Annotated in this window: 28 protein-coding genes; 12 read left to right on the top strand and 16 right to left on the bottom strand. The window is 69.0% G+C overall.

What is annotated here, in order from left to right; genetic code table 11:
• Nucleotides 1-200 precede the first annotated feature (200 nt).
• A complete protein-coding gene (locus R8G01_05250) occupies nt 201-1,112 on the top strand; it encodes an SDR family oxidoreductase (GenBank protein ID MDW3213382.1) in 912 nt (303 codons plus the stop codon).
• 95 nt (nt 1,113-1,207) lie between these two features.
• Here R8G01_05250 and R8G01_05245 read toward each other — a convergent pair whose 3' ends face one another.
• The 9 genes from R8G01_05245 to purL form a co-directional block, all read right to left on the bottom strand.
• Nucleotides 1,208-1,576, bottom strand: a complete 369-nt coding sequence (locus R8G01_05245) for a DUF1330 domain-containing protein (protein MDW3213381.1) — start codon at nt 1,574-1,576, stop codon at nt 1,208-1,210.
• A 42-nt stretch (nt 1,577-1,618) separates the two neighbouring features.
• Nucleotides 1,619-2,116, bottom strand: a complete 498-nt coding sequence (locus R8G01_05240) for an SRPBCC domain-containing protein (GenBank protein ID MDW3213380.1) — start codon at nt 2,114-2,116, stop codon at nt 1,619-1,621.
• 9 nt (nt 2,117-2,125) lie between these two features.
• On the bottom strand, nt 2,126-2,479 hold the full coding sequence (locus tag R8G01_05235; protein ID MDW3213379.1) for a DUF1801 domain-containing protein: 354 nt from the start codon (nt 2,477-2,479) through the stop codon (nt 2,126-2,128).
• The gene (locus R8G01_05230; protein ID MDW3213378.1) at nt 2,460-2,801 is read right to left on the bottom strand and encodes a metalloregulator ArsR/SmtB family transcription factor; all 342 of its coding nucleotides are present in this window, start codon (nt 2,799-2,801) and stop codon (nt 2,460-2,462) included. Before R8G01_05230 ends, R8G01_05235 begins: the two co-directional genes overlap by 20 nt.
• A gap of 69 nt (nt 2,802-2,870) precedes the next feature.
• Complete coding sequence (purD, locus tag R8G01_05225) at nt 2,871-5,087, bottom strand: phosphoribosylamine--glycine ligase (protein MDW3213377.1); 2,217 nt, start codon at nt 5,085-5,087, stop codon at nt 2,871-2,873.
• Complete coding sequence (purF, locus tag R8G01_05220) at nt 5,087-6,517, bottom strand: amidophosphoribosyltransferase (protein ID MDW3213376.1); 1,431 nt, start codon at nt 6,515-6,517, stop codon at nt 5,087-5,089. Before purF ends, purD begins: the two co-directional genes overlap by 1 nt.
• Entirely contained in the window at nt 6,514-7,467 is a 954-nt protein-coding gene (locus tag R8G01_05215) for a phosphoribosylaminoimidazolesuccinocarboxamide synthase (GenBank protein ID MDW3213375.1), read from the bottom strand. The genes purF and R8G01_05215 overlap by 4 nt, the downstream gene beginning before the upstream one ends.
• 7 nt (nt 7,468-7,474) lie before the next feature.
• Nucleotides 7,475-8,194, bottom strand: coding sequence for a phosphoribosylformylglycinamidine synthase I (gene purQ / locus R8G01_05210; protein ID MDW3213374.1), 720 nt, complete (start codon nt 8,192-8,194; stop codon nt 7,475-7,477).
• Nucleotides 8,191-11,010, bottom strand: a complete 2,820-nt coding sequence (gene purL, locus R8G01_05205; protein ID MDW3213373.1) for a phosphoribosylformylglycinamidine synthase subunit PurL — start codon at nt 11,008-11,010, stop codon at nt 8,191-8,193. The genes purQ and purL overlap by 4 nt, the downstream gene beginning before the upstream one ends.
• A gap of 117 nt (nt 11,011-11,127) precedes the next feature.
• Between purL and R8G01_05200 the strand changes: the two genes are divergently transcribed.
• The 5 genes from R8G01_05200 (at nt 11,128) to R8G01_05180 (ending at nt 15,466) form a co-directional block, all read left to right on the top strand.
• A complete protein-coding gene (locus R8G01_05200) occupies nt 11,128-11,595 on the top strand; it encodes an EVE domain-containing protein (GenBank protein MDW3213372.1) in 468 nt (155 codons plus the stop codon).
• A complete protein-coding gene (locus tag R8G01_05195; protein MDW3213371.1) occupies nt 11,592-12,263 on the top strand; it encodes a histidine phosphatase family protein in 672 nt (223 codons plus the stop codon). The genes R8G01_05200 and R8G01_05195 overlap by 4 nt, the downstream gene beginning before the upstream one ends.
• Complete coding sequence (locus tag R8G01_05190; protein ID MDW3213370.1) at nt 12,260-13,495, top strand: GMC family oxidoreductase; 1,236 nt, start codon at nt 12,260-12,262, stop codon at nt 13,493-13,495. The genes R8G01_05195 and R8G01_05190 overlap by 4 nt, the downstream gene beginning before the upstream one ends.
• A 74-nt stretch (nt 13,496-13,569) precedes the next feature.
• Nucleotides 13,570-14,274: a VOC family protein gene (locus tag R8G01_05185; GenBank protein MDW3213369.1), complete on the top strand. Its 705-nt coding sequence runs from the start codon at nt 13,570-13,572 to the stop codon at nt 14,272-14,274.
• Nucleotide 14,275: 1 nt separating this feature from the next.
• A complete protein-coding gene (locus R8G01_05180) occupies nt 14,276-15,466 on the top strand; it encodes an alpha/beta hydrolase (protein ID MDW3213368.1) in 1,191 nt (396 codons plus the stop codon).
• Nucleotides 15,467-15,470: 4 nt separating this feature from the next.
• Here the strand turns inward: R8G01_05180 and R8G01_05175 are convergent, their stop codons facing one another.
• Genes R8G01_05175 through R8G01_05160 form a run of 4 tightly spaced genes read right to left on the bottom strand, consistent with a single transcriptional unit; the run spans nt 15,471 to nt 18,827 of the window.
• The gene (locus R8G01_05175) at nt 15,471-16,409 is read right to left on the bottom strand and encodes a hypothetical protein (protein ID MDW3213367.1); all 939 of its coding nucleotides are present in this window, start codon (nt 16,407-16,409) and stop codon (nt 15,471-15,473) included.
• Between the two features lie 9 nt (nt 16,410-16,418).
• Nucleotides 16,419-17,912, bottom strand: coding sequence for a hypothetical protein (locus R8G01_05170; GenBank protein ID MDW3213366.1), 1,494 nt, complete (start codon nt 17,910-17,912; stop codon nt 16,419-16,421).
• Nucleotides 17,902-18,414 (bottom strand): hypothetical protein, encoded by a 513-nt coding sequence (locus tag R8G01_05165; GenBank protein MDW3213365.1) that lies wholly within the window; start codon nt 18,412-18,414, stop codon nt 17,902-17,904. The genes R8G01_05170 and R8G01_05165 overlap by 11 nt, the downstream gene beginning before the upstream one ends.
• A gap of 38 nt (nt 18,415-18,452) precedes the next feature.
• On the bottom strand, nt 18,453-18,827 hold the full coding sequence (locus R8G01_05160) for a 6-carboxytetrahydropterin synthase (GenBank protein MDW3213364.1): 375 nt from the start codon (nt 18,825-18,827) through the stop codon (nt 18,453-18,455).
• A gap of 120 nt (nt 18,828-18,947) precedes the next feature.
• Here R8G01_05160 and R8G01_05155 point away from each other — a divergent pair, with 120 nt between their 5' ends.
• Both R8G01_05155 and R8G01_05150 read left to right on the top strand, forming a co-directional pair.
• The gene (locus R8G01_05155; GenBank protein ID MDW3213363.1) at nt 18,948-19,664 is read left to right on the top strand and encodes a spermidine synthase; all 717 of its coding nucleotides are present in this window, start codon (nt 18,948-18,950) and stop codon (nt 19,662-19,664) included.
• 26 nt (nt 19,665-19,690) lie between these two features.
• Nucleotides 19,691-20,005 carry a hypothetical protein gene (locus tag R8G01_05150; GenBank protein MDW3213362.1) on the top strand — a complete coding sequence of 105 codons (315 nt, stop codon included), beginning with the start codon at nt 19,691-19,693 and terminating at the stop codon, nt 20,003-20,005.
• Between the two features lie 73 nt (nt 20,006-20,078).
• Here R8G01_05150 and R8G01_05145 read toward each other — a convergent pair whose 3' ends face one another.
• Entirely contained in the window at nt 20,079-21,053 is a 975-nt protein-coding gene (locus R8G01_05145; GenBank protein MDW3213361.1) for an IS481 family transposase, read from the bottom strand.
• Nucleotides 21,054-21,185: 132 nt separating this feature from the next.
• Here R8G01_05145 and R8G01_05140 point away from each other — a divergent pair, with 132 nt between their 5' ends.
• Nucleotides 21,186-22,136 (top strand): MBL fold metallo-hydrolase, encoded by a 951-nt coding sequence (locus R8G01_05140; protein MDW3213360.1) that lies wholly within the window; start codon nt 21,186-21,188, stop codon nt 22,134-22,136.
• 12 nt (nt 22,137-22,148) lie between these two features.
• Here R8G01_05140 and R8G01_05135 read toward each other — a convergent pair whose 3' ends face one another.
• Nucleotides 22,149-22,886, bottom strand: coding sequence for an SURF1 family protein (locus tag R8G01_05135; protein ID MDW3213359.1), 738 nt, complete (start codon nt 22,884-22,886; stop codon nt 22,149-22,151).
• 38 nt (nt 22,887-22,924) lie between these two features.
• Between R8G01_05135 and R8G01_05130 the strand changes: the two genes are divergently transcribed.
• Genes R8G01_05130 through R8G01_05120 form a run of 3 tightly spaced genes read left to right on the top strand, consistent with a single transcriptional unit; the run spans nt 22,925 to nt 24,616 of the window.
• Nucleotides 22,925-23,419, top strand: coding sequence for a DUF4262 domain-containing protein (locus tag R8G01_05130; GenBank protein ID MDW3213358.1), 495 nt, complete (start codon nt 22,925-22,927; stop codon nt 23,417-23,419).
• Entirely contained in the window at nt 23,416-23,811 is a 396-nt protein-coding gene (locus R8G01_05125; protein ID MDW3213357.1) for a DUF393 domain-containing protein, read from the top strand. Before R8G01_05130 ends, R8G01_05125 begins: the two co-directional genes overlap by 4 nt.
• A 16-nt stretch (nt 23,812-23,827) precedes the next feature.
• On the top strand, nt 23,828-24,616 hold the full coding sequence (locus R8G01_05120; protein MDW3213356.1) for an alpha/beta hydrolase: 789 nt from the start codon (nt 23,828-23,830) through the stop codon (nt 24,614-24,616).
• Here R8G01_05120 and R8G01_05115 read toward each other — a convergent pair.
• Nucleotides 24,607-25,446 carry an alpha/beta fold hydrolase gene (locus R8G01_05115; protein MDW3213355.1) on the bottom strand — a complete coding sequence of 280 codons (840 nt, stop codon included), beginning with the start codon at nt 25,444-25,446 and terminating at the stop codon, nt 24,607-24,609. The genes R8G01_05120 and R8G01_05115 overlap by 10 nt on opposite strands.
• Between the last annotated feature and the right edge of the window lie 19 nt (nt 25,447-25,465).

Here is a 25,465-nt window from a genome sequence, read left to right as displayed (position 1 = left end):
GCGACCGTAGGGTCGCTGCGCTCGCCAACCGTGTCGTTCCAGCTGACTGATGATGCGGTGATGCAGCCCGGTTCATGGTTCGGGTTCGTGGAGTCGGCCCGGGCGGCCGACGAGGCAGGTACCGACCGGAACAGGACAGTTTCCGAGCCCACCGAGGTTCTGGTGCATGTCGTCGCCGCCTCCCGCGGGGTCGTCGGACGATGAGCGCCCGGGCCGACAGCTTCAATCCCTCCGACGCACAGGGCATCGACCTCAGCGTCCGGGGTCGCACCGCGATGATCACCGGTGGTGGCGGTGCAATCGCCAGTAGCACGGCGGTCGCGCTCGCTGAACGCGGCGTAGCCGTTGCACTGCTCGACAATGACGAGCCGCGCCTGTCAGCGGTGGTCGACGCCGTCGAAGCGGTCGGTGGACGAGCGGTGCCGATCGTTTGTGACGCGACCGCCGAGGGGGCCATCACCGAGGCGGTCGACACGGCGATGACAGAACTCGGGTCGATCGAGGTGTTGGTGAATGCGCTCGGCGACCACTGCGGGGTCTCCGGACGGTTCGTGGAGTCGACGCCAACGGACTGGGATCGGCTCTACCGCGCCAACGTGCTGCACGTGTTCGAGGCGTGCCGAGCAGTGCTGCCGGGAATGATGGAGCGGGGTTGGGGTCGGATCGTCAACTTCTCGTCGGTCGAAGGCATGCGTGCTGCGCCGAACTTCTCGGTCTACGCAGCGTTCAAGGCGGCGATCGACGGATTCACGAAGAGCCTGGCGATCGACGTCGCCCGATCGGGGATCAACGTGAACGCCATCGCGGTCGACAAGACGCGTGCCTATCAGGTCGGGTTCTACGACATCGGCGACGAGTACGACGAGCACATCCCCATCTGGGTGCCGGCGGGGCGATACGGCGAGGGTCGCGACATCGCCGGCATCGTGCTGTTCCTGGTGAGCGAGTTGGGTGACTTCGTGGTTGGACGATCGATGGTCGCCGACGGGGGCACGTTGGCCGCCGGAGGGTGGTACCGGACCCGCGATCGATTCACGAATTCGCCGCTGCTCGCCCAGCATCTCGGTGAGGATCCGTCTGCGAACGCGCAGCGCCCACCGTCACTTCGTTGACGATCGATGCGCTCCGCCGGATGGCCGACGCAGTCCGACTGTTCAATCTCGCCGATCCGACCGGCCGAACTGGTGGTCCCCACAGGGCTCGACCGCTACGACGAGCGGCGCTGCTGCGTGCAGTAGAGACGTGAGTCGAGCAGCCCCTCGGCACGGAGGTCCGACGGATACTCCGGGTCGGAGGTCATGTTGAAGAACGCCTGGATGTCGGGGTACTCGACCAGCAGCACCTCGTCCCAGTGGTCGGCCCCGATCACGGTCGCCATGCCGTCGCCCAGGTATCGCAGCGTGGCGCCGGCCTTCGCGAGGAACGGTGTGGCCGCGGCGGCGTAGCGCTCGTACTGCGCGGCGCCGCCGTCGGGGCGGAATCGCAGCATGTTCACCATCACGACCGGGCCATCGAGGCCGAGTTCGCGCAGCGCAGCGATGTTGTCGGCGGACGGGTTGATGAAGCTCTCGGCCATGCCGGCAGTCTGGCAGCCGGCATGGCCGACGGACGCAGCCGGTCAGCTCGTCGAGCGCAGGAAGCCCTCGAGATGGTCGAGCTGCTGCTTGTAGCCCCACTTCATGCCGAACGCCGCCATCTTGGCCTTCGGGCCGATCTCGGTGATCTCGACGTGCAGTGTCACCGTGGTCGTGCCGCCGGCCTCGACCAGCGTCACGTCGTTGCGGTGGCGGATCGTCGTGGTGTCCTCGTCGCCCTCCGTCCACGAACGGGCGTCGTAGATCAGGCGGTTCGGCTCGTCGATCGTGGAGAACGTGCCGACCATCGGCCAGCGCGTGCCCTGGTACTTGCCCATCGCCTCGCCGGCCTCGGTGACGACACGGATCTCGCCGCCGATGGTCAGGTCGATCTCGCACTCCGCGATCGTCGTCTTCTCCGGGCCCCACCACTCGCGGAGCATCTCCGGACGAGTCCACGCCTGCCAGACGGCGTCGATGGATGCGGCGTACGACCGTTCGAAGTGGAGGTCCTTCTTGCGTCGCAACAGGTTGGTGATCATGGTGTCCCTTCAGCTCGCCGCGGTCTCGACGATGGAGGCGATTCGTTGCTCGGTGGCGGCGTCGAGCCCGGTGAGGAACCACGCCGACGGCAGGAGATGCTCGGGGCCGCCCTCGTCGGCGACGAGCGTGGCCTTCTCGGTCAGTCCGAAGGTGACGTACTGGTCGTCGTCGACCCGGAAGAAGCAGACGACCGGCTTGCTCTTGGCCGGTGCGTACCCGGGCATCCCGTACCAGAGTCGCGGCTTCAGATCGGGGGCTGCTTCCATGATGATCTCGTGCAACCGCTCGGCGACGTCGCGGAACGCCGGGAGCCCGGCGATCTTGTCGCGCACCTCGTCGCCGTCAGGCTTCTTGTCGGCCATGTCGTGCTCCTTCCGTGTCGATCGATTCGAGGAAATGACCGAGCGAGTCGAGGCGCGTCTCCCACAGTCGTTCGAACGAGCCCACCCAGTCGGCGATCTCCTCGAATGCCTGGGCCTCCAACCGGTAGATCCGCCGGCGGGCGATCGCATCGACCGCCACGACGCCGGCATCGCTGAGCGCACGCAGGTGCTTGGACACTTGCGGTTGGCGGATCCCGAGCGCCTCGGCGATTTCGCCGACCGACGACGGGCCGGTCCGGAGCAACTCGACGATGCGAAACCGGCTCGGCTCACCGAGGGCAACGAACGTCGCAGCGACCATGAACCCAACGTAACGACCCGACATATTCCTGTCAAGGAATATGTCAGGCTGCCGGACGCCGGCAGGAGTTCAGACGAGGTGGACCGTTCGACTCCCGGCCTCGCTGCCGACCAGCGCACCGATCACCCAGGTCTCCTCGCCGATGCTCGCCTGCACCTCATCGGCGTCGTCGGGCGAGCACACCACGACCATGCCGATGCCCATGTTGAGCATCCGGTGCAACTCGTGCGTGTCGACGCCGATCGCCAACTCGGCGATCAGCTCGAACAGCGGCCCACGCGGCCACGAACCGAGTGAGATCTCCGCGTCGACGCCATCGGGCAGGACGCGCGGGAGGTTCTCGGGCAGCCCACCGCCGGTGATGTGGGCGAGCGCCTTGACGCGCCCGCTCGCGAGCGCGTGTTCGAGCACCGGCAGGTACGAACGATGCGGCTCGAGCAGGGCGTCGCCCAACGTGCGATCGAAGCCTGGCGGGGTGGCGTCCATCGGGACCCAGTCGAAGAGCTTGCGCAGGAACGAGAACCCGTTGGTGTGCGGTCCGCTCGACGCCACACCGATCAGCACGTCGCCGGGTGCCACGTCGTCGCGTGGAAGGAGTTCGCCCCGCTCGGCGATGCCCACCAGCGTGCCGGCCACGTCGAACGAACCGGCCGTGTACACGCCGGGCATCTCGGCGGTCTCCCCGCCGAGCAGCACACATCCGGATGCCTCGCACGCCTCGGCCATGCCGGTCACCACGTCGGCGACGAGATCGGCGTCGAGCGTGCTGGCGGCGATGTAGTCGAGGAAGAACAGGGGCTTCGCCGACTGCACGAGCACGTCGTCGATGCAGTGGTTCACGATGTCCATACCGACGCCGCGGACCTTGCCCAGCCGGGCAGCGAGCTCGACCTTGGTGCCGACGCCGTCGGCCGATGCGACGAGGACCGGATCGGTCATCTCGAGGATCCGCCTGGCCGACATGACTCCACCGAAGCTGCCGACGCCCCGCAGCACGTCGTCACCGAGGGTGCGTTCGACCGCCCCGGTCATCCGCTCGACGGCTCGCGTCCCCTCGTCGATGTCGACGCCGGTGTCGGCGTACGACCTGAGCAGCGCGCCCGGTGCACGCCACCCGATGTCGCGACGCACGTGCATGTTCGAGAACGACACACCGTCCATCCCCCGGTATGCCGCAGCGCGGGCCGACGCCAGGTCGACGCCGACACCGGTCACGGCGAGGACCCGGCCACCCGAGGTCTTGCCGCCGGTGACCCCGGCGGGGAACAGGATCGCGTCGGGCTCGATCGTGGAGCGGTTCGCCCACTCGGTCGTCGAGAACCCGTCGAGCTTGATCGAACTGCCGGTGTTGGGACTCGACGGATACCCCGGCGCCGCTGCGACGACCGTGCACGCCGCGCCGTCGCGCAGCGTCAGCTCGTGCTCGCCGATCCCGTCGGCGGTGCAGGCGAGGAGCAGCTCGGCCAGGTCGGATTCGAGCAGCGGCAGCACCGCCTGCGTCTCGGGATCACCGAACCGGCAGTTGTACTCGATCAGGCGAGGGCCGTCGGCGGTCAGCATCAGCCCGGCGTAGAGCACGCCGACGTACGGCGTGCCCGACGATGCGTAGTAGTCGAGGATCGGTTGCACGAAGGTGGCGAGCAGCTCGTCGGCCCGCTCGCGGATCGGCGCCGGTGCATACGCGCCCATGCCGCCCGTGTTGGGGCCGGTGTCGCCTTCGCCGACACGCTTGTGGTCCTGGGCGATCGGCAGCGCCACCGCAGTGGACCCGTCGCACAGCGCGAGCAGCGAGCACTCGGGGCCGGTCAACAGCTCCTCGAGCACGAACGGGCCGAGCAGTGCGGTGCTGCGGATCGCGGCCTCGGTCTCCTCGGCGGTCGTCGGCACGATGACGCCCTTGCCGGCTGCGAGCCCGTCGAGCTTGACGACGACCGGACGCCCGAACTGACGCCACCAGGCGATCGCTCCCCGGTCGTCGTTCTCCTCGAACCGTTCGAAGCTCGGTCCCGGCACGCCGAGGCCGTCGGCGAGCTGCCGACTGAACCCCTTCGACGACTCGATCCGTGCCTGCTTCGACGTGGGTCCGAAGCACGGGATCTTGCGGAACGCGCACTCGTCGGCGATGCCGGCGACCAGTGCGGATTCGGGTCCGGGGATCACCAGGTCCACGTCGGCGGCCGTGACCTCGCCGAGTTCGCTCGCCATGGTGACCGTGTGCCCGTGCTGCTCGCACGCCCAGGCGATGGCGTGTTCGCGCCCGCCTCCGCCGACGACCAGGACGCGCATCAGGCGATCGCTCCCTCGAACGACAGCTTGGCCTGCGCGTCACCGACGGCGATCGGGTAGTCGCCGGTGAAGCAGGCGTTGCAGTAGCCGTCCTCGGCGCCGACCGCGCGCATCATGCCGTCGAGCGACAGGAAGGCCAGGCTGTCGGCGCCGATGTGATCGCGGATCTCGTCGACGGTGCGCTGCGCAGCCATCAGGTCACCGTCGTGGCCCATGTCGACGCCGAAGTGGCAGGCGTGCGTGATCGGTGGGCACGTGATGCGCATGTGCACCTCGGTCGCTCCCGCATCGCGCAGCATCTTGACCAACGGACCTGCCGTGGTGCCGCGTACGAGAGAGTCGTCGATCATCAGCACCCGCTTCCCGGCGAGGTTCTCGCTCAGGGCGTTGAACTTCAGCGCCACGCCACGTTCGCGCATCGACTGGGTCGGCTCGATGAACGTGCGGCCGATGTAGCGGTTCTTGATCAGGCCGTCGTTGTGCGGGATGCCGCTCTCGGCGGAATAGCCGATGGCGGCCGGGATCGAGGAGTCGGGCACCGGGATCACCACATCGGCGTCGACGCCGCTCTCGCGGGCGAGTTCGACACCGAGCCGCTGGCGCACGTGGTGCACGTTCTGGCCGTCCCACACCGAGTCGGGCCGGGAGAAGTACACGAACTCGAACGTGCAGCGTGCGCTCCTGGCCGCCGGCGCCAACGCCTGGTGGCGTTCGATCTCCGCCCCTCGCAGCGTGATGATCTCGCCCGGCTGGACCTCGCTGATCTCCACACAACCGAGCGTCTGGAGCGCACATGTCTCACTCGCCACCGCGTGGCCGCCCTGGGGCAGGCGTCCGATCGACAGGGGGCGGAAGCCCCACGGGTCACGGACAGCGATGACCTCGTCGGCGGCGAGCATGACCAGCGAGAACGCGCCCTTCCAGGCCGGCAACGTGCGCTCGAGGCGCTCCTGCCAGGTGCGGCCGCCGGCGGCAGCGAGCATCAGACCGATGACCTCGCTGTCGCTCGTCGCCGTGAGCCCGAACCCACGGTTCAGGAGCTCTTCGCGCAGGCTGCTGGCGTTGACGATGTTGCCGTTGTGCGCAACGGCGAGCGGGCCGTGCATGGTCTCGACGAGGAACGGCTGGATGTTGCGCTGGGCGTTCGAGCCCGTGGTCGAGTACCTGGTGTGGCCGATCGAGTGATAGCCGGTCAGCGGCGCCATCGCCTCGGGCGTGAAGACGTGGGCCACGAGGCCTTCGTCCTTGTGGACCCTCGCCCGCTGGCCGTCGCTCACGGCGATACCGGCAGCCTCCTGCCCTCGGTGCTGGAGCGCGAACAGGCCGAAGAACGTCAGCTCCGCCACGCCGTCGCCGTGCGGCGTCGAGATCCCCATCACGCCGCACTCTTCCTTGGGACCGTCGCTGATGCTGACGGGCGTCTCGTTCACAGCAGGCCTGCTTTCGTGAGGTTCTCGACCAATCGGTCGGCGACCGGATAGGCGCCGGGGCTGAATGTGGTGCCGGTGAGGCGTTCGTAGGCGACGATGTACCGCCCGGTGGTGGCCGACCAGACCTCGCCCGGTACGTCGGGTACCGGGCCGTCACCTTTGTAGCCGATGGCGGCGAAGGCCCGACGCACGACCTCTTTGTCGAGGCTCTCCGGCTCGTCGCCCGCGGCGAGCCGTGCCTCGTAGGAGTCGGCGACCCACCATCGGGACGAGTCGGGCGTGTGGACCTCGTCGATCAGGATCAACTCGTCGTCGGCGGTGAGGCCGAACTCGTACTTGGTGTCGGCCAGGATCATCCCGGCGGCCGCACCGAGTTCGACCCCGCGCCGGAAGACAGCGAGTGCGGCTTCGACCACACGGTCCCACAGCTCGGGGTCGAGCAGGCCACGTTCGGTGACCTCGGCGCACGACAACGGTTCGTCGTGGCCGCCCGCTTCGGCCTTGGTGGTGGGCGTCACGATGTGCCGGGGGAGCGGGGTGTTCTTGACGAGCCCGTCGGGCAGCTCGTAGCCGTACATCGACCGGGCACCGGTCTCGTACATGCCCCACAGCGACGTATCGGTCACGCCGGTGATGTGGCCACGAACGACGACCTCGACCGGCAACGGGCGCGCCGACTCGGCGAGCAGCGCGTTGGGGTCGGGCACCGAGACCACGTGGTTCGCCACGATGTCGGCCGTGCGTTCGAACCACCACGCCGACAGCTGGTTCAGGACCTGGCCCTTGTACGGGACCCCGGCGAGCACCCGGTCGAACGCCGAGAGGCGGTCGGTCGTGACGATCAGGCGTTGCCGTTCGCCGACCGACCACGAGGCCCGCACCTTGCCGTCGCGGCGATCGGACAGCGGGAGGTCGATCTCCATGAACGGGTCGAACAGACTCGTGCGCATCGGACGATCACATCTCCTTGGCGGCGGCCACACCGTTGCGGAACAGTGCCAATCCGAGGTTGTCGAGGCCGGCGCCGCGCAGATGGTGTGGGTGCTGACGGCCGATGACGAAGTTCTCGGGGTGTGGCATCAGACCCAGCACGTTGCCGGTCGCGTTGCACACGCCGGCGATGTCGGCGACGGATCCGTTGGGGTTGGTGCTGCGATAGCGAATCGCGACCTGACCGGCGTCGGCGAGCGCATCGGGGTCGGGGTGGACGTACCGACCCTCGCCGTGCGCGATCGGACAGTGGATCGGATCATCCAGACCCTTGGTCCACACGCAGCGCGACTTCGGCTGTGGTTCGAGGACGACCCAGCGGCAGTCGAACCGTCCGTGGCTGTTGTGACCGAGCGCACCGGGCAGCAGTTTCGAGCGGGTCAGGACCTGGAAACCGTTGCAGATACCGATCACGGGGCGGCCGGTGGCCACGAAGTCGCGCATCTCGTCACCGATGCCGGTCATCAGATCGAGCGCCAACATGCGTCCGGCCCCGAGTGAGTCGCCGTACGAGAAGCCGCCGGCGACCCCGATCAGCTGGGCCGACTTCAGCAACTGTGGCCGTTCGATCAACTCGTCGACGAGCACCGTGGTCGCCGAGGCGCCGGCCAGCTCGAACGCGAGCGCCAGATCGCGGTCGCGGTTGGTGCCGGGGCCGGCGATCACGAGCGCGTTCGGCGCGGTCATGCGTCGTCTCCGATCGGGTCGGGGAACGAGATCCTGTTGAACGCGTCGGCCAACGTCTCGATCGGGATCGGGTCGACGCCGGCCAGACGCAGTTCCTGCTCGACGATGACCCGGCCGAGGACGTGGACCGGTTCGTGCATGACGTCGCTGAACCGTTCGACGTCGTCTTCGGCGACCTCGACCACCAGCCGACTCTGCGATTCGGCGAACAGGCTGGCCGCGAGGTGGTCGTGCGGCAGGTCGGTGATCTCGGCGCCCAGCCGACCGCCGATGCACATCTCGGCGAGCGTGACGGCCAAGCCCCCTTCGCTGATGTCGTGGCAGGCGCGCACCAGCCCGCTGTTGATCGCCTGGTGCAGGTGGCGGTACCGGCTGGGTGCGTCGGGGTCGGGGGCGGGAGCGCTGCCGACCTTCGCCGGCTCGCCGAACACCAGGTCGAGGTGGCTGCCGGCGAACTCGCGGCTCGTGCTCCCGAGCTGGATCAGCACGTTGCCGGCCTGGGCGAGCGCGGGGGTGACGCAACGGTCGGCGTCGGGGACGTGGGCGACCGCGGTGATCACGAGCGTCGGGGGTACCGAGTGCCGCTGGCCGTCGGCACCCGTGTACTCGTTGTTGAGCGAATCCTTGCCGGACACGAACGGCGCCCGGTAGGCCATCGCCGCGGCGCAGCAACCGTCGACGGCCGCGACCAGCTCCCCGAGCGTCGTGGCGCGCAGTGGGTCGCCCCACGAGAAGTTGTCGAGCAGTGCGACCCGGTCGGGGTCGGCGCCGACGGCCACCACGTTGCGCATCGCCTCGTCCACGGCGCCGTACGCCATCGCCTCGGGATCGTGCAGACCCTGCCACGGGTTCAACCCGATGCCGATCGCGAAGCCGGCGGTCTCCGTCGGGTCGGCGATCACCACGCCGTCGGCCGGGGCGTCGGACAGACGGCCCACGAGCGGCCGAACGGCGGTCGCTCCGAGGATCTCGTGGTCGTAGCGGTGGATCGTGCGGAACTTCGAAGCGATGTTCCGGTGCGACAGCAACCGCAGCAGCGCATCGCGGTGGTCGGACACCTCGCGGTTGACGTACTCGCCACGGCGCGGCTGCGGCATCTCGGCGACCATCTCACGCTGCGGTCGACCGTCGTGCAGGAACTCGGTCGTCATCTGCAGCACGTCGGTGCCGCCGCTGCGCACCGTGAGGACACCGTCGCCGGTGAACCGACCGATGTCGGACATCTCGACGCCGTGCGGCCGACACCGATCGGCGAGTTCACCCAGCTTCGCGGGTGGGACGGAGATCACCATCCGCTCCTGTGCCTCGGACAACCAGATCTCCCAGGGTTCGAGACCGGCGTACTTGAGCGGCACCAGGTCGAGATCGATCTCGGCGCCGACGCCTTCGGCCATCTCGCCGACCGCCGAGGAGAGCCCGCCGGCCCCGCAGTCGGTGATCGCCGAGTACAGATCTTCGGCGCCGACGAGCACGTCGATGAGCAACTTCTCGACGATCGGGTCGCCGATCTGGACCGAGGCGCCGGCCACCTCACCGGTCGTCGCGTCCATGGTCAGGGAACTGAACGTGGCGCCGCGGATGCCGTCGCGGCCGGTGCGGCCTCCGAGCAGGATCACCCGGTCGTCGGCGAACGGCCCCCGATCGGGCTCCCACCCCGTGGCGGCGCCGATGCAACCGGCGAACACGAGCGGATTGGTGGTGTACCCGGGGTCGTACACGATCGCGCCGGCCACGGTCGGCAGGCCGATCTTGTTGCCGTAGTCGGCGACGCCGGCGATCACACCTTCGCGGATGCGCAGCGGGTGGAGCGCGCCGTCGGGCACGTCTTCGAGGCGGGTCTCCGGCGGGCCGAAGCACAGGACATCGGTGATCGCGATCGGGCGATGGCCGATCCCGAGCACGTCGCGGATCACGCCGCCGACGCCGGTGTTCGCCCCACCGAACGGTTCGACCGCCGACGGGTGGTTGTGGGTCTCGGCCTTGAGCGCCAGCGTCGTGTCGCCCTCGAACCCGATGATCCCGGCATTGCCGACGAACGCGGACTTCACGAACGGCGCATCGATCGACTCGGTGGTCTCACGAAGCATGGCGATCAGCGGCGACCGGTCTTCGCCGTCGTCGGTGGTGATCGCGGCCCGGAACGTCTTGTGAGCGCAGTGCTCGCTCCACGTCTGAGCGAGGGTCTCGAGTTCGATATCGGTCGGCTCGCGGCCCTGTTCGGCGTAGTACGCCTGGATCACGACGAGCTCTTCCGGGTCGAGGGCCAGGGCGCGCCGGCGCCCGATCTCGACCAGTTCGTCACGTGTGCTGCCGGCGATCTCGACGACCTCCGGCGTGCCGGTGGCGTGCGCCTGCGGGTGGAACGTCGGCTCGATGCAGCCGTGTTCCCATCGTTCGATCACCGGGTTGGCGACGACCCGCTTGATGAGACCCTCGCGTCGGGTCGGGTCGACGGACGTCCCGAACTCGATCCGGCGTCCGGTCGCCGCTCCGGTCACGTCGAAGCCGAGCCGCTCGCAGGCCCGGAGGAGCGTGCCGGCCGCATTGTCGGTGACGCCGGGCAGGAACGCGATCTCGGTGCCGTCCGTGGTCGGCTCGTTCCACGAGCCCTTCTGGAGCAGCGGATCGACGAGGAAACCGTGCAGTCGGTTGCGTTGCTCCTGGTCGAGGTCGCCCTCCAGGAAGTACAGGTCCGCGACCTGCACCTCATCGGGACGCTGGAGGTCGGTGCCGAGTTGGTCGGCGGCCGCCGCGATGGCTGCCGCTCGGGGATCGGGTTCGATGGAGCGGATCGTCAGACGGTGCCGTGGGGCCACTGGCGCGAACCTAGGACGTGGAGCACCCGACGAGTGGTGTTTGAACGAAATATTTGCGCGCGATCACGCGAACTTGGACGACTCACGACGGCTCGCCGTGCCGCTACGGTCGTCGTCGTGGCGAAATGGCTGTTGAAATCGGAACCCGACGTCTTCGGATACGACGACCTGGTCCGCAACAAGCGGGAGGGCTGGGACGGCGTGCGGAACTACCAGGCTCGCAACTTCATGCGGGAGATGCGTCGTGGCGACCGGGCGATCTTCTACCACTCCAACGCGAAACCGCCAGGTGTCGCCGGCATCTGCAAGATCGTCAAGGGCGCCGAACCCGATCCGACGCAGTTCGATCCGTCCGCCAAGTACCACGACCCGGCATCCGACCCCGACGACCCGCGATGGGACTGGGTGACCGTGGCGCCGGACCGACCGCTCGAGTTCGTGTCGCTCGATGAACTGAAGCAGATGCCCGAACTGGTCGACTGCAAGCTGCTCGCCCGCGGCAACCGCCTGTCGGTCATGCCGCTCACCGACGCCGAGTTCGACGCCATCGTCGCCGCGGCCGACGCAAAACGGGCCCGGACATGAGCGACTCGTCCGACTTCCGACCGACCCGCGTCGTCCTCGTCCGACACGGCGAATCGAAGGTGACGGTCAGACGCGTGATCGGAGGCCCCCGGACGTGTAGCGGCTTGTCACCGCTCGGGGTCGAACAGTCGGCTCGGCTCCGCGATCGCCTGGCCGACACGGGGGAACTCGCCGACGCCACGGTGCTGCTGGCGAGCGAGTACCCGCGAGCCGTCGAGACCGCCGAGATCTTCGCACCCTCGCTCGGGCTCACCGTGCAGACCGACGCCCGCTTCGGCGAACACGATCCCGGCCCGGTCTGCGACGGCCTGACGTTCCAGGAGTTCGTCGACCGCTACGGGATGCCCGACTGGCACGGCGACCCGCACGCCGTCACGTTCCCCGAGGGCGAGACGCTGGCGACGTTCCACCATCGAGTCGGCGAAGCGTTGTCGGAAGCGGTGCGCCGACACGAGGGTGGTCTCGTGGTCATCTCGTGTCACGGCGGCGTCGTCGACGCTGCCTTCCGCTCACTCCTGCGGCTTCCCCAGACCGGGGCGTTCGACCTGCACACGCTCAACACCTCGCTGACCGAGTTCGTGCTGACCAAGCCGGGTCGCTGGCGGCTCGCTCGCTACAACGACGCCGCCCACCTGCACGGCCTCATGAAAGAGACCCCCCGGGAGTGACCCGCTGGCTGGTGGTCGGCGGTGGATCGGCCGGATGTGTCGTGGCCGCCCGGCTGAGCGAGGTGCCCTCCGACGAGGTGACCCTGCTCGAGGCGGGATCCGACCAGGGGGCGGTGTCGGGCGCTCCGGGCCAGCCCGTCGTCGATCGTGCCTCGATGCTGCGATCGGACGTGACGGTCGTGCGGCGACCCGGTGCCGACCCGGTGCCCTATCTGCAGGGATCCGGCTTGGGAGGTTCGTCCCTCGTCAACGGTGCCGTGGTCGTCGGCGACCCGGTGGTCGAGGCACGTGGCCACCAACTCCCGATCGAGCCGGCCGACGACCTCGGCCCGGTCGCCCGGGCCGTGCTCGCCGTCGCCGGCGACGGCGCCCGTGTCGGCCTCGTCCGCCGCGGCGGGCGACGGGTCACCGTGGTCGATGCGTACCTGCGACCGGCGCTCGCCCGGGACAACCTGCGAGTGCGGTGTGAGACGAACGTCGCCCGCATCGTGTTCGACGATCGTCGGGCGATCGGTGTCGAGACCACAGCGGGCGAGCAGATACCGGCCGACCGCGTCGTCGTGTGCGCCGGAGCGATCGAGACGCCGGCGCTGCTGCTCCGCTCCGGTGTCGACACCCCGGGGGTCGGCGACGGGATCCAGGACCATGCCGGCATCGCCATCTCGTTCGACCTGGCGGCCGGGCCGTCCGACGGTGTGGCGATCGGTGCGATCGTCGCACGACCGCACCGGCAGATCGTGGTCATGGACCGCCTGCCCGGTCGGACCGACATGGGAGCGTTGATCGCCGGTCACCTGACCGTGCGCAGCACCGGACGAGTGTCGCTGCCGGATCCGGACGGTCCACCGCTCGTCGAACTCCGCCAGCTCACTGATCCGGCCGACGGCGAGGCGCTCGCCGGCGTGCTCAGGGAAGCGGTCGCGCTGCTCGACGACCCGGCGCTCGGCGAGGTCGTCGGCGCCCGATACGTCGACGAGCACGGCACGTCGCCCGACGCGATCATGCGCGACGAGGGAGCGCTCCGAGCCTGGCTGCCCGATCACCTGGGCGGTTTCCACCACGTTGCTGCCTCGTGCCGCTCCGGCACCGTGCTCGACGGCGACGGCGCGGTCCGTGGCTACGACGGCGTGTACGTGTGCGACGCGTCGGCGCTCCCCGCCGTGCCGTCCCGCAATCTGTACCTGACGGTCGTCCGGCGCGCCGAACGCTTCGCGGCGCGCCGGGTTCGCTGACCGACCGCCGTGCGACTGGTCGGCGCCGCCCGATCGGTGCGAAGCTGATCGGACCGATCGACGAGGGGGTCGTCATGACAACGCAGGGGCTGTCGAACGTGCGGATCAACGGGGTGCACCACCTCGCGATCAGCACGGCGGACATCAAGGCACAGATCGAGTTCTTCTCCGACGTGCTCGGCGCCGAACTCGAGGCGCTGTTCTGGATGCACGGTGTGCCCGGTGGCTGGCACGGGTTCTGTCGCCTGAACGACTTCTGCTCGGTCGCGTTCGTGCAGCTGCAGGGCAATGCCGAGATCGAGTCCGAACTCGGGGTCACCCACGCCGGGACCGGCGCCGGCACGTCGGCCCCCGGCACGATGCAGCACGTGGCGTTCAACGTCGACACCCACGACGAACTGTTGGCGATCCGCGACCGCATCCGCTCCAAGGGCGTCAACGTGATCGGCCACATCGATCACGGCATGTGCGAGTCGATCTACTTCGCCGGCCCGGAGGGATTGGCGCTCGAGGTCGCGACCTCCTCGGCGGCGATGAACCCCGACGCGTGGATCGACCCGGAGGTCGTGGCGCTCGCCGGCATCTCTCCCGAGGAACTCGAGCGGTTCAGGGCGCCCGCCCTGTTTGCCGGCGAGGGCGGATCCGTCCCGCAGCCACCGGTCGACCCGACCAAGCCGCACCTCCCATATCCGCCGAAGCGATACGAGCAGGTGCTCGCGCTCTCCGACGCCGAGATCACGAAGCTGAGCAGCTACGCCGAGCCGCCCGTCCGGGTCTGACGTGTCCGATCTGCCCGTACCGGGTACGCCGCCCGGCTGCGAGCGCGTCGCATACGTGCTCGTGCATCGCGAAGACGCGGCGTTCAGCGACACGTACGGGGGTGGCGGCAACGTCGTCGGCCTCGACTGCCACCTCGTGCGACCGACCGAGTCGCCGGCGGAGCGGGTGCTCGTGTTCATGCACCCGACCGGAGGGGGCATGTACCTCCCGATCGTGTCGGGACTGGCCGCGTCGGGTCATCACGTCATCTGGGCCAACTCGCGCTACCGCGGTACCGACTCGGCGTTGATCATGGAGAAGGTGGTCGCCGACCTCGGGCAGGTGGTCCGCGACGCCCGCGAACGTCTGGGCTACCGGCACGTGGTGCTCGCCGGATGGTCGGGCGGTGGTTCGCTGTCGGCGTACTACCAGGCGGTCGCGAACGCGGGGGAGGGGATCGCCGACACACCGGCCGGCGATCCGTACGTCGTCCCGCCCGAGCAGCTGCCGCCCGCCGACGCGCTGATGATGCTGGCGGCGCACGTCTCCCGCCACGAGACGCTGACCGAGTGGATGGATGCCTCGATCACCGACGAGGTCCACCCGTTCGATCGCGATCCGGCACTGAACCTGTACGACCCCTCCAACCCGAACCACCCGCCGTACACCACCGGGTTCGTCGCGCGATACCGGGCGGCCCAGCACGCCAGGAACCGTCGGATCACGGCGTGGGTCCGCGACGAACTCGCGACGCTCCGCGAGGCGGGGGAGCCACATGCCGAGCGGGCGTTCGTCGTGCATGGGACGATGGCCGATCCGCGCTGGCTCGACCCGACGATCGATCCGAGCGATCGGGAGCCCGGCACCTGCTTCCTGGGCGACCCGAAGGTGGTCAACGACGGTCCGGTCGGGCTGGCCAGGTTCTGCACCCTGCGGAGCTGGCTCAGCCAATGGAGCGTCGACGACGCCCGCGGCGACGCCCAGCAGTCGTTGCCGAGCGTGACCCAGCCGGTCCTCGTCGTCGGCAACACCGCCGACGACGCCTGCACTCCCAGCCACACCGCTCGGCTGTACGAAGCGATCTCGCACGACCGCAAGCTCCTCCACCAGGTGCAGGGTGCGACGCACTACTACACCGGGAAGAACGGCCGCGCCCACCTCGCCGAAGCGATCGACGTCATCGGCCGCTTCCTCGACGATCACGTGGGGTGAGTGGTTACCAGTCGACGTCGGGGGTTGGTGGGAACAGGTCGTCTCGCTCCGCTGCGAGGCGGGCACAGTCCCAGTCGGGTTCGACGCGGACGAGGATGATCGGGCTCTTCGTCAGGTCGGGATGCTGGGCCCAGTTCGCATCGGAGCTCGCGAAGATCGGATCGCTCGCTCCGATGACCAGCTGCTCGGAGTCGTCGGTGACCGTGCCGACCAGCCGATCGGGCTCGACCAACTCGGCCTCGTAGGCGAACACCTCGCGTCGGGCGATGTACAGCTCGCCCGACAGATCGTCGCTGACCCGGATGGTCACCGTGATACCCGGTTGGCCGTCGCCGTCGTCGTCGACGATGCGCGGGTCGGTCGGGTCGGTGGGCAGTGACTCGTTGGCCGGATCGTCGAGCCGGATACCGACCGGTGTCGGCGTGGCCGCTCGGCTGATCCGCAGCCGGCCGTCGACCTCGGTGGCCTCGATCGGCGTCGCCGGCGGCCTGATCGCCTGGGTGGCGGCGTCGGACAGTGACGTCTCGATCGGTTGGTCGGTCCGCTGCTCGGAGAAGCAGAAACTCGCTGCATCGATCACCTTGCCGTCGTCCAGCGTGAAGTCGTTGAACCCGTAGCTGATGATGAGCGTCTTCAGGACGCCGTCCTCGTAGGCGACCACGTCGTAGTGGGCCCAGCGACCGACGAGCTCCTCGCCGAGGACGTCGTCGGAGGGAGCGCTGGTCGGAACCGTCGTCGGCGCATCGGTCGACGAGACGGTCGAGGGGGCGGTCGTCGCCGGCGCGGTGGTGGTCGCCGAGGTCGGAGGGTCGGTCGTCGTCGGCTCGCTGGTGTCGGTGATCGTCGTGTCGGTCGTCGTCGTGTCGGTGAGCGTCGTTTCGGGATCACCGCCGCACGCTGCCGCCAGCAGCGAGACGATGATCAGGGCAGCCCGAGTACGCACGCGTCGAAGCTACCCGCAGGCGTCGGTGGCCGGGCGAGGGGTGGCATCGAGCTGATGCCGCACGGTCTCGATGACGTCGGCGGCCCGTTCGGCCGTGACGAGCGTCGCCGGGTCGGCGAGCGCCAACCGCTCGGCACGGGTCAACGGTGCGGTGCCACCGTCGCCGAGGCCCTCCTCGAGCGCCGCGAGCGCCACCACGATCGCCTCGTCGTAGTAGTGGTGGTCGGCGAGCGTCTCGGCGCGCAGGAGCAGCCGGTCGGCGAGCGGCATCGACCCGACCGGCCGCACCGACAGCAGCCCACCCCGCCGACGGAGGTGGACGATCGCGACCAGCGCCAGGAAGATCGCGAGCGCCAGCATCCCGATCCACGTGGCGACCCGGAGCGCCACGGCGAGACAGGCCGCGCTGACCCAGGCGAGCTCCAGCCGGGTCTCGAGGCCGGCGTACACCTGCCCGCTCCTCGCGTGCGGCGCCTGGCGCTGAATGGTCGCGTCGAGGGCGCGTCGCCCGACGCTCACCGACATGCCGAGCACGAAGATCGCGATGGTCAGCGTGATGCGGCTGAACACGACGCCGGCCGCGAGCGCGACCAACGCAGACCCCACCAGGGCGACCGTGAACATCGATCGCTCGTTGGTGTGCCGGCGGAGCCAGGGCGACACGACGGTGCCGACGAACCCGCCGGTGCCGTTCGCCAGCAGGAGGGCACCGAGCACCCACGCCGGCTCACCTTCGGCGCGCAGCGAGAAGCCGAACTGGAACAGCGCGAACCCGAGCGCGGCGCGGAGCACCACCATGTCCCAGACGGCGCCCGAGACATCCGGCCGGACCATCTCGACGAATGCATCGCGGCCGACCGGCTCGAGCCGTGGTGCCACCGATCGGACACGCCACGCCACCACGACGCCTCCGACGTAGATCAGCGCAGCGACCCGCAACGACCAGACGCCCGACGTACCTGCGTACAAGGCGACCGCTAGCGCGGCGGCGATCCCGCCGGCGAACGTCGCCGTCCGTGACAGTCGGGCGTTGGCGGCGACGAGGTCGTGTTCGTCCTCGACGAGCGACGGCACCAGCGCATTCCGGGCGACCGTGTAGGTCTTGGCGACCACGAGGATGCCGAACACCAGCGGGAACAGGAACAGCGATCGCAGGTTCTCGGCCAGGAGCAGTGCGAGCACGGCACGGATGCCGAACGTCGCGACCATCGTCGACGCCAGACCGCCGCGGATCCGGTCGACGACCGGCCCGACGAGCGGCGCCATGACGAGGAACGGCGCCAGGGTCACGACGAGGAACAGCAGCACGCGAGGCCGCGCTGCATCCGGCGAGACGCTGAAGAAGATCGATCCGGCCATCGACACCGTGAAGAAGGCTTCGGCGGCAGCGTGGACGCAGTGGGTGACCGTCAGCCGATCGACGTGTGGTGGCCCCAGGAACCAGCGGCGCAGTCCGGCGCCAGTCGATCGGGTCGTGGCGACGTCGAGCGGTTCACTCGTCACCGACGAACACCTCCGGGTCGACCGGTTCGCTGGTGTCCACCCGCCACACGTCGTCGCGGACCGAGAGGGTGACCTTGTGTGCATCGACCGCACCGGCGGTGGTGTACACCTCGACCCTGACGACGTGCGGCACCGAGACCGAGATGGTGCCCACCCCGATCAGGAGCCCGTCGTCGCGCGGGGGAGCGTCGGTGTCCTCGTCGTCGACCGCTGCCTCGACGTCGTCGACGAAGCGGAGGTCGTGGCTCTCCTCGACGAGTTCGATCATCGCGACCTGGTCGTCGAGCGGGAACGGCTCGTCGCCGAGTCGGGCGACGTACACGACCGGCCGGCTGCCGTCGGCAGGGACCGCCGGCAAGAAGCCGTCGATCACCGTGCTGTAGCCCTCGACCCCGATCGGCCGGGGGTCGTCGCCGCTGCTGCACGCCGACCCGGCGAGCGTGGCGACCGCCGCGATCAGGTACCGGCGCCGTCGCCTCGCTCCGCGGTCATCGCCGTACATGGGCGCATCGTACTCCCGGCCGCCGACGGCCCGCCTGGTCAGGCAGCGAGGCGCACGGTGCGGCAGCGGTCGAACTCGGTGCTCTCGGTGAGCGCGATCGACTCGAGCTGCGGGACGCGCTCACGGACCTGGTGCCACAGGTAGCGGGCGATCTCCTCGACCGTGGGCTCGCGCTCCCAGACGATCGGCTGGAAACCCTTCCACTCGCCGAGGTCCTCGTGGGTGAGGTAGTGCTTCTCCCACGGTTCGACCAGCTCACACAGCGTGAGCTCGAGGTCGTCGACCGGCATCACCATCGGTGCGTCCTCGTCGCCGTGCACGGTCGCCTCGAGCGTCCAGGCGTGCGTGTGGATCAAACCGTCCACTCGGTGCCCCCATCGGGCGGTGATGGCAGCGGTCATGGTCAGCTTCATCGGGATCTCCGTTCTGCGGTGTTCGGCAGTACCCACGGGGTCAGTCCGAGTTTCTTGAGTGCGGTCCACGCTATTCGGATCCGAGCTCGGATGCGAGTACCAGCGGTAGCGTGCCGCGCCGTGAGCCGCCTTTTCGAGCAACTCGACCATCAGATCACTCCATTGGGCGACATCAGCCTCCGTCGGCGGCTCGAGCCGACGCTCCAGGTCGACATCTGGGAGGTCAAGCTCGGCGACGAGTTCCTGATGTCGAGCCTGTTCACCGCCGGCGAGCGAGCGGTGGCCGACCTGGGTCTCGCCGCGACCCACGGCGACGACCTCCGGATCGTCGTCGGTGGGCTCGGACTTGGCTACACGGCCCGGCAGGCCCTGACCGACGACCGGGTCGCCTCGGTCCATGTGATCGACACGCTCGCGCCGGTGATCGGTTGGCACGAACGCGGGCTGGTCCCGATCGGCTCCGAACTCGCCGACGATCCTCGCTGCACGCTCGTGCACGGCGACTTCTTCGCCATGGTCGAGGCCGGGCTCGACGGGCGGGTGCCCGGCGCGCCCTACGACGCGATCCTGCTCGACATCGATCACACGCCGAGCCATCTGCTGCACGCCGCCCACGCCGGGTTCTATCGACCCGACGGCCTCCGACGGCTGGCCGACCAACTCGTACCGGGAGGCGTCTTCTCGCTCTGGTCCGACGAGTTCTCGCCGAACGAGGACTTCGTCGAGGTGCTGCGTGCCGTGTTCGACACCGTCGACGCTCACGTCGTCGCGTTCCCGAACCACTACACCGGCGGCGAGTCGACCAGCACGATCTACGTGTCGTCAACGGCTGCCTGACCTGCCGGCCCGGTATGGTCTGGGCCATGGCCGAACAGAAGTCGTTGAAAGAGCTCGAGGCGGAGCGCATCGCCCGCCAGGAGGCGAAGGCCAAGAAGCCCGCTGGCAACTACTCCGACGAGGAGAAGGCCGCCCGCAAGGAGCGCGTCGCCAAGGCGAAGGACGCGCTCGCCCGCTCGGTCGGGATGAAGGGTGATCACATCGCGCCCGCCCGCGCCGCGCTCAAGAACTACCTGCGGAATCTCAACGACAAGAATCAGCCGGACGACGCTCGTTTCGAGCTGCTGATCGAGGCGCCGTTCAAGGCGCCGCCGAAGAAGCGCACCAACGACCGGTACTGATCCGGTCGGGCGTCGGTCGCTCCCGCCGGCCGCTCGGCGACCACTCCGGGCTCGCAGTTCCGATTGCGGCGTGCTAGCTGTGCATGACGGGGACGTTGTCCTTGAGCGTGTCGATTGGTGTTGACCATCCGAGTGCGCCGTGTGCTCGGTGGTGATTGTAGAAGTGCACGAAGTGGTCGTACTCGACTGAGCGTTCGTCGTCGCTGTGCCAGTCGCGGATGTAGGCCCATTCCTCGAGCAGGATTCGGTGAAAGCGTTCGATCTTGCCGTTGGTCTGGGGTCGGAACGGTCGTGTCCGTTTCGGGGTGATCCCGGCAGCGAGCAGCGTGTCTCGCCACAGGTGACTCTTGTAGCAGGACCCGTTGTCGGTCAGCACTCGTTCGACGGTGATGCCGTGAGCGTTGAACCAGGTGTTCGCTCGGTGCCAGAAGGCGACGGCGGTGACGGCTTGTTCGTTGGCGTGGATCTCGGAGTAGACGAGGCGGGTGCGGTCATCGAGCGCCGAGTGCAGGAACCTGTAACCGGTAGTTGACCGTTTCGCCGTGGGGGCGTTGCCTTTGCCGTGGATTCGCCAACCGCCACCGTCGGGGATGCCAGCGAGTTTCTTGACGTCGACGTGGACCAGCTCACCGGGCCGATCGCGCTGATAGCGCACGACCGAGTCCTTGGTGGCACGATCACCGGAGTCGAGCCGGCCAAGACCCTCGGCGATGAGGATCTTCTGCACCGTGGAACTGGCCCGACCAACCTCGAACCCGATGTGGGCAGCACCCCACCGATGCTGTTGACGCAGCTCGATGATCCGCCGCCGACAATCATCAGGTGTTGCGCTCGGAGAACGGTGCGGCCGCGACGAACGATCCAACAAACCCGACGACCCTTCGGCGACGAACCGGTCCCGCCACTTCCGAACTGTCTTCGCGTCGACCTGGAACCGTTCCGCAGTGGCTTCGATCGTCCAGCCCCGATCGATCACACAGGCAATCATCTTGCGGCGACCGAGCGGTGTCAGTGACGCGTTCGGGTGTTGGGTTCTAGCGTGTCCCATCGAGCTCTCCTTGCGAGTGGTGTGCGTTGTCGAAGACACACAGCCTCGCTCGGAGGGCTCACCTATTCAGCGGACCAACAATCCCATCCCGCCAGGGACAACGTTCCCGGTCATCACAGCTAGCCCATCGGTATGAGCGAACCGACGGCAACGGTGACCGAGGTCGGCGACGGCTGCCTGGCGTACCTGCAAGGTGACGGCGGTTGGGGCTGGAGCAATGCCGGCCTCGTGGTCGGCGACGGCGCCTCGCTCCTCGTCGACACGCTGTTCGACCTGCGGATCACCCGCCGGATGCTCGACGCGTTCGCGCACCACACGGGCACCGCGCCGATCGGCACGGTGCTCAACACGCACGCCAACGGCGACCACTGCTACGGCAACGAGCTCGTCGGTGACGCACAGATCGTCGCGTCGTCGGCGACGGCCGAGGAGATGGCCGAGGTGCCGCCGGCGATGCTGGCCGCACTCAACCAGGCGCCGGGCGACGTCGGCGAGCTGTTCCGGGGCTTCTTCGGCGACTTCGACTTCGCCGGCATCGAGCTGCGCCTCCCCGACAGGACGTTCGACGGCCGCCTCGATCTCGACGTCGGCGGCCGAATCGTCGAGCTGATCGAAGTCGGTCCGGCGCACACGGCCGGCGACACGATCGCGGTGGTCCCCGACGCCGGCGTCGTGTACACGGGCGACATCCTGTTCATCGGTGGCACTCCGATCGTCTGGGCGGGGCCACTGAGCAACTGGATCGAGGCGTGCGACCTGATGCTCGGCATGGACGTCGACCGGGTCGTCCCCGGTCACGGGCCGGTCACCGACAAGTCGGGCGTCGTCGCCGTCCGCGATTATCTTTCGTTCGTCGACGCGGAGGCCACCAGCCGCCACGCCGCCGGCATCGACGCGTTCGACGCCGCACGTGACATCGGTCGTGCGCTCGGTGCCTCCGAACGGTTCGGTGGGCTCGGCGAGTTCGGACGGATCGCCGTCAACGTCGAGACCGTGTACCGCCAGCTCGATCCCGACCATCGGACCCCCGACGTGGTCGAACAGTTCCGGCGGATGGCCGAGCTCGAACGCCCGCACGCCTGAAGCCCGCGGGTGTCAGCGGGTGTCGGCGCGGCGCCGGGTGGCGATCGATCGGCGCACGGCGAGCACCCAGCCGACCCCGACCGCGATCGAGAAGATGAACCACTGCGCCGCGTACGACAGGTGGTTGCCCTCGCTCAGGTCGGGCGCGATCACCGGTTCGGGCAGCCCGTCGAGCTCGGCGGGGACCGACTCGATCAGGTCGATGTACATCGGGACGACCTCGCCGTCGAGCTGTGCGGCGAGACGTTCGATGTCGAGCCGCTGCGCCTCGGCGAGGGCACCGTCGGCCGGGTCGGAGAGCTGGCCGAACCCGCGCTCCTGCGAGGGGCGGAGGCGCCCGGTCACCGCGACCTCGCGGGCGGGGACCGGTGGCGGGTCGAACGCCAGCGGGACGAACCCGCGGTTGACGAGCAGGATGCGCCCGTCGTCGAGCCGCATCGGGACGACGGTGTTGACGCCGGCCCGTCCGTTCTGGGAACGGTTGACGATCAACACCCGCTCGTCGGGCAGGTAGGTGCCCGACGCGGTCACCGGACGCCATGCGACGGCGTCGGGATCGGTGCCCGGCACGAGGAGTTCGTCGAGCGGCAACGGGGGAGCGTCGTAGCGCTGCTCGACCACCGCGTTGAAGGCCTGGCGCTCGTCGAGCCGGCGGAGCTGCCAGAAGCCGAGGTTGATCATCGTGATGATTCCGGCGACGACAAGCAGATGGAAGGCGATCCATGTGGGGCGCAGCAGGAACCGGTACATGCGCCGCAAACGGTATCGGCGCTGGCACGATGGACCCCATGGAGTTGCCCGACTTCCACATTCCGCACGCCGAGAAGATCGAGTGGATGATCGAGACCAACGGGTGGGCGCTCGAACCCGTCTCGCCCCGGTCCGACACCGAACCGCCGACGCCCGCCTACGCGTACACGATCGGACTCCCGGAGCTGACCGGGTTCCCCGAGGTCGCCGTGTTCGGTCTGACCCCGGTGGCCGCCAACGGGCTGATCGGGCTCGTCGTCGACGCGCTGCGCGGCGGCACGGAGATCCCGCTCGGCGTGGAGCTGGTCGGACTGCTCGACAACGAGCTGCGATGCATGTTCGCCCCCGTCGACCTCGACACGCACGCCGCGGCGTTCGCCACGGCGACCGCGTGGTACCGGGGAGCGCCGTTCCCGCTCACCCAGCTGCTGTATCCCGATCGCAACGGCTTCATGCCCTACGAGACGGGCTTCGAGCAGCGTCTCCGTCTCGCGCAACCGGTGCTCGGGCGCCCGGGCGAGACCGAGACGTGAGCGTCGCCGACGCGCCGGTCGGTCGCGGCCGCCCGCTCCTGATCTTCGACGGTGACTGCGGATTCTGCACGACGTCGGCTCGGACGGGACAGCGGTGGCTCGGCCTCGAGAACGTCGAGCCGTGGCAGTTCCTCGATCTCGACACGCTGCCGGTGACCGAGGATCAGTGCCGAGCGGCCGTCCAGTGGGTGGCCGCCGACGGTACCGTCGCTTCGGCCCACGAGGCGGTCATCGCCTCGCTGCGACACGCCGGCGGCGTCTGGGCCGTCCTCGGGCGGATCCTGGGGTTGCCCGGGCTCCGGTCGCTCGGCGGCATCGTGTACCGCACCGTGGCGCGTCACCGATACCGACTGCCCGGCGGCACGCCGGCGTGCCGACTTCCCGGTACCTGAGCGGTACGTTCGGGCCATGGTGATGATTCGCGGCGTCGACCTCGTCCACGATCTCTCGGGCGAGGGCCCCGACGTCGTCTGGGGGCACGGGCTCACGAGCTCGATGGCATCCGAGGACGAACTCGGCCTGCTCGACTGGTCGACGATCCGATCGACACACCGGGTACTGCGTTACGACGCTCGTGGACACGGCGAGTCGGGCTCGACCCCGGAGCCCGAGGATTACTCGTGGCGCGCGCTCGCCGCCGATCAACTGGCGCTCGCCGACCACCTGGGCATCGGCGAGTACGTCGCCGGGGGAGCATCGATGGGATGTGCGACCGCGCTGCACGCGGCCGTGATCGCTCCCGACCGCGTCCGCGGGCTCATCTTCGTGATCCCACCGACCGCGTGGGAGCGCCGCGCCGCGCAGGTTGACGCCTACGCCATGATGGCCGATCTGATCGAGGCGGGCGACCACGAGACGCTGCTCGCCGGGGCGGCCGCCGCCCCGGCCCCCGACCCGTTCGTCGATGACCCACGCTGGACGGCACGGTTCCCGCAACTGCTCGCGAGCGCCGACCCCGCACGGCTCGCCCGCATCTTCCGCGGCGCCGGCACGGCCGATCTCCCGGGCCCCGCCGAGATCGCGGCGATCGGCGTCCCCACGCTGATCCTCGCCTGGACGGGTGATCCGGGGCATCCGGTCACGACTGCCGCCCGGTTGCACGAACTGATCGACGGCAGCGAGCTGGCACTCGCGACGACGATGGACGGCATCGCCGGATGGAGCGGTCGCGTGCGCAGATTCCTCGATCAGGCCTGAGCCGCGCAGAACCCGGCGACCTCCTCCACCCATCGCGGCCACAGTTCGGGTGGGTAGTCGTGGCCCATTCCCTCGATCGCCACGAACCTGGCACCCGGGATCAGTTCGGCGGTCCGTCGACCTCCGCTGATGTCGATCAGGGTGTCGGCGGTGCCGTGCATCACGAGGGTCGGCGTCGTCACCTCCGGCAGCTGATCCGCCCAGGTCGCACCGGTGATCGCGAGATACTGCCGGGTCACGCCCGCCGGGTCGAAGCAGCGGTCGAACGCCCGGGCGGCGTTGGCGGCACACCGTTCCTCGCCGACGAATGCCGGGCTGCCCCAGATCCGCATGCCGGCCAGGCTCTTCGCGATCGCTGAGTCACGATCGGTGGCGGGAGCGCTCGTCAGCTGAGCACGAGCCTCCGGGGTGGAGTTCCCGTGGTCGGCCTCCCCGGTGTGCGACATCACCGAGACCATGGACAGCAGCCGGTCGCGATGATGGATCGCGAGCTGCTGGACGATCATGCCGCCCATCGAGAGACCCATCACGTGTGCCCGCTCGATCCCGGCGGCGTCGAGCACGGCGACGGCGTCGTCGGCCATGTCGGTCAACCGGTACGCGGCGCCGCGTTCGTCGGTCGGGGCGTCGGTGAAGTGTGTCGACAACCCCATGTCCCGATTGTCGAACCTGATGACGTGGAACCCCGCGGCGACGAACATCTCGCACCACTCGACCTCGTAGTTGATGCACTGCGAGCCCAGCCCGTTGACCAGCAGGAGCGTCGGATCGTCCGACGAGCCGAAGGTCTCGTAGTGGATCGAGCAGTTCCCGTTGGTCGCGGTCGGCATGCCGGAAATGTATCGACCG

This window comes from Ilumatobacteraceae bacterium (assembly GCA_033344875.1).
Taxonomy (GTDB): domain Bacteria; phylum Actinomycetota; class Acidimicrobiia; order Acidimicrobiales; family Ilumatobacteraceae; genus Ilumatobacter.
Note: the sequence above shows the minus strand (reverse complement) of the source record. Positions and strands in the feature narration are given on the sequence as shown.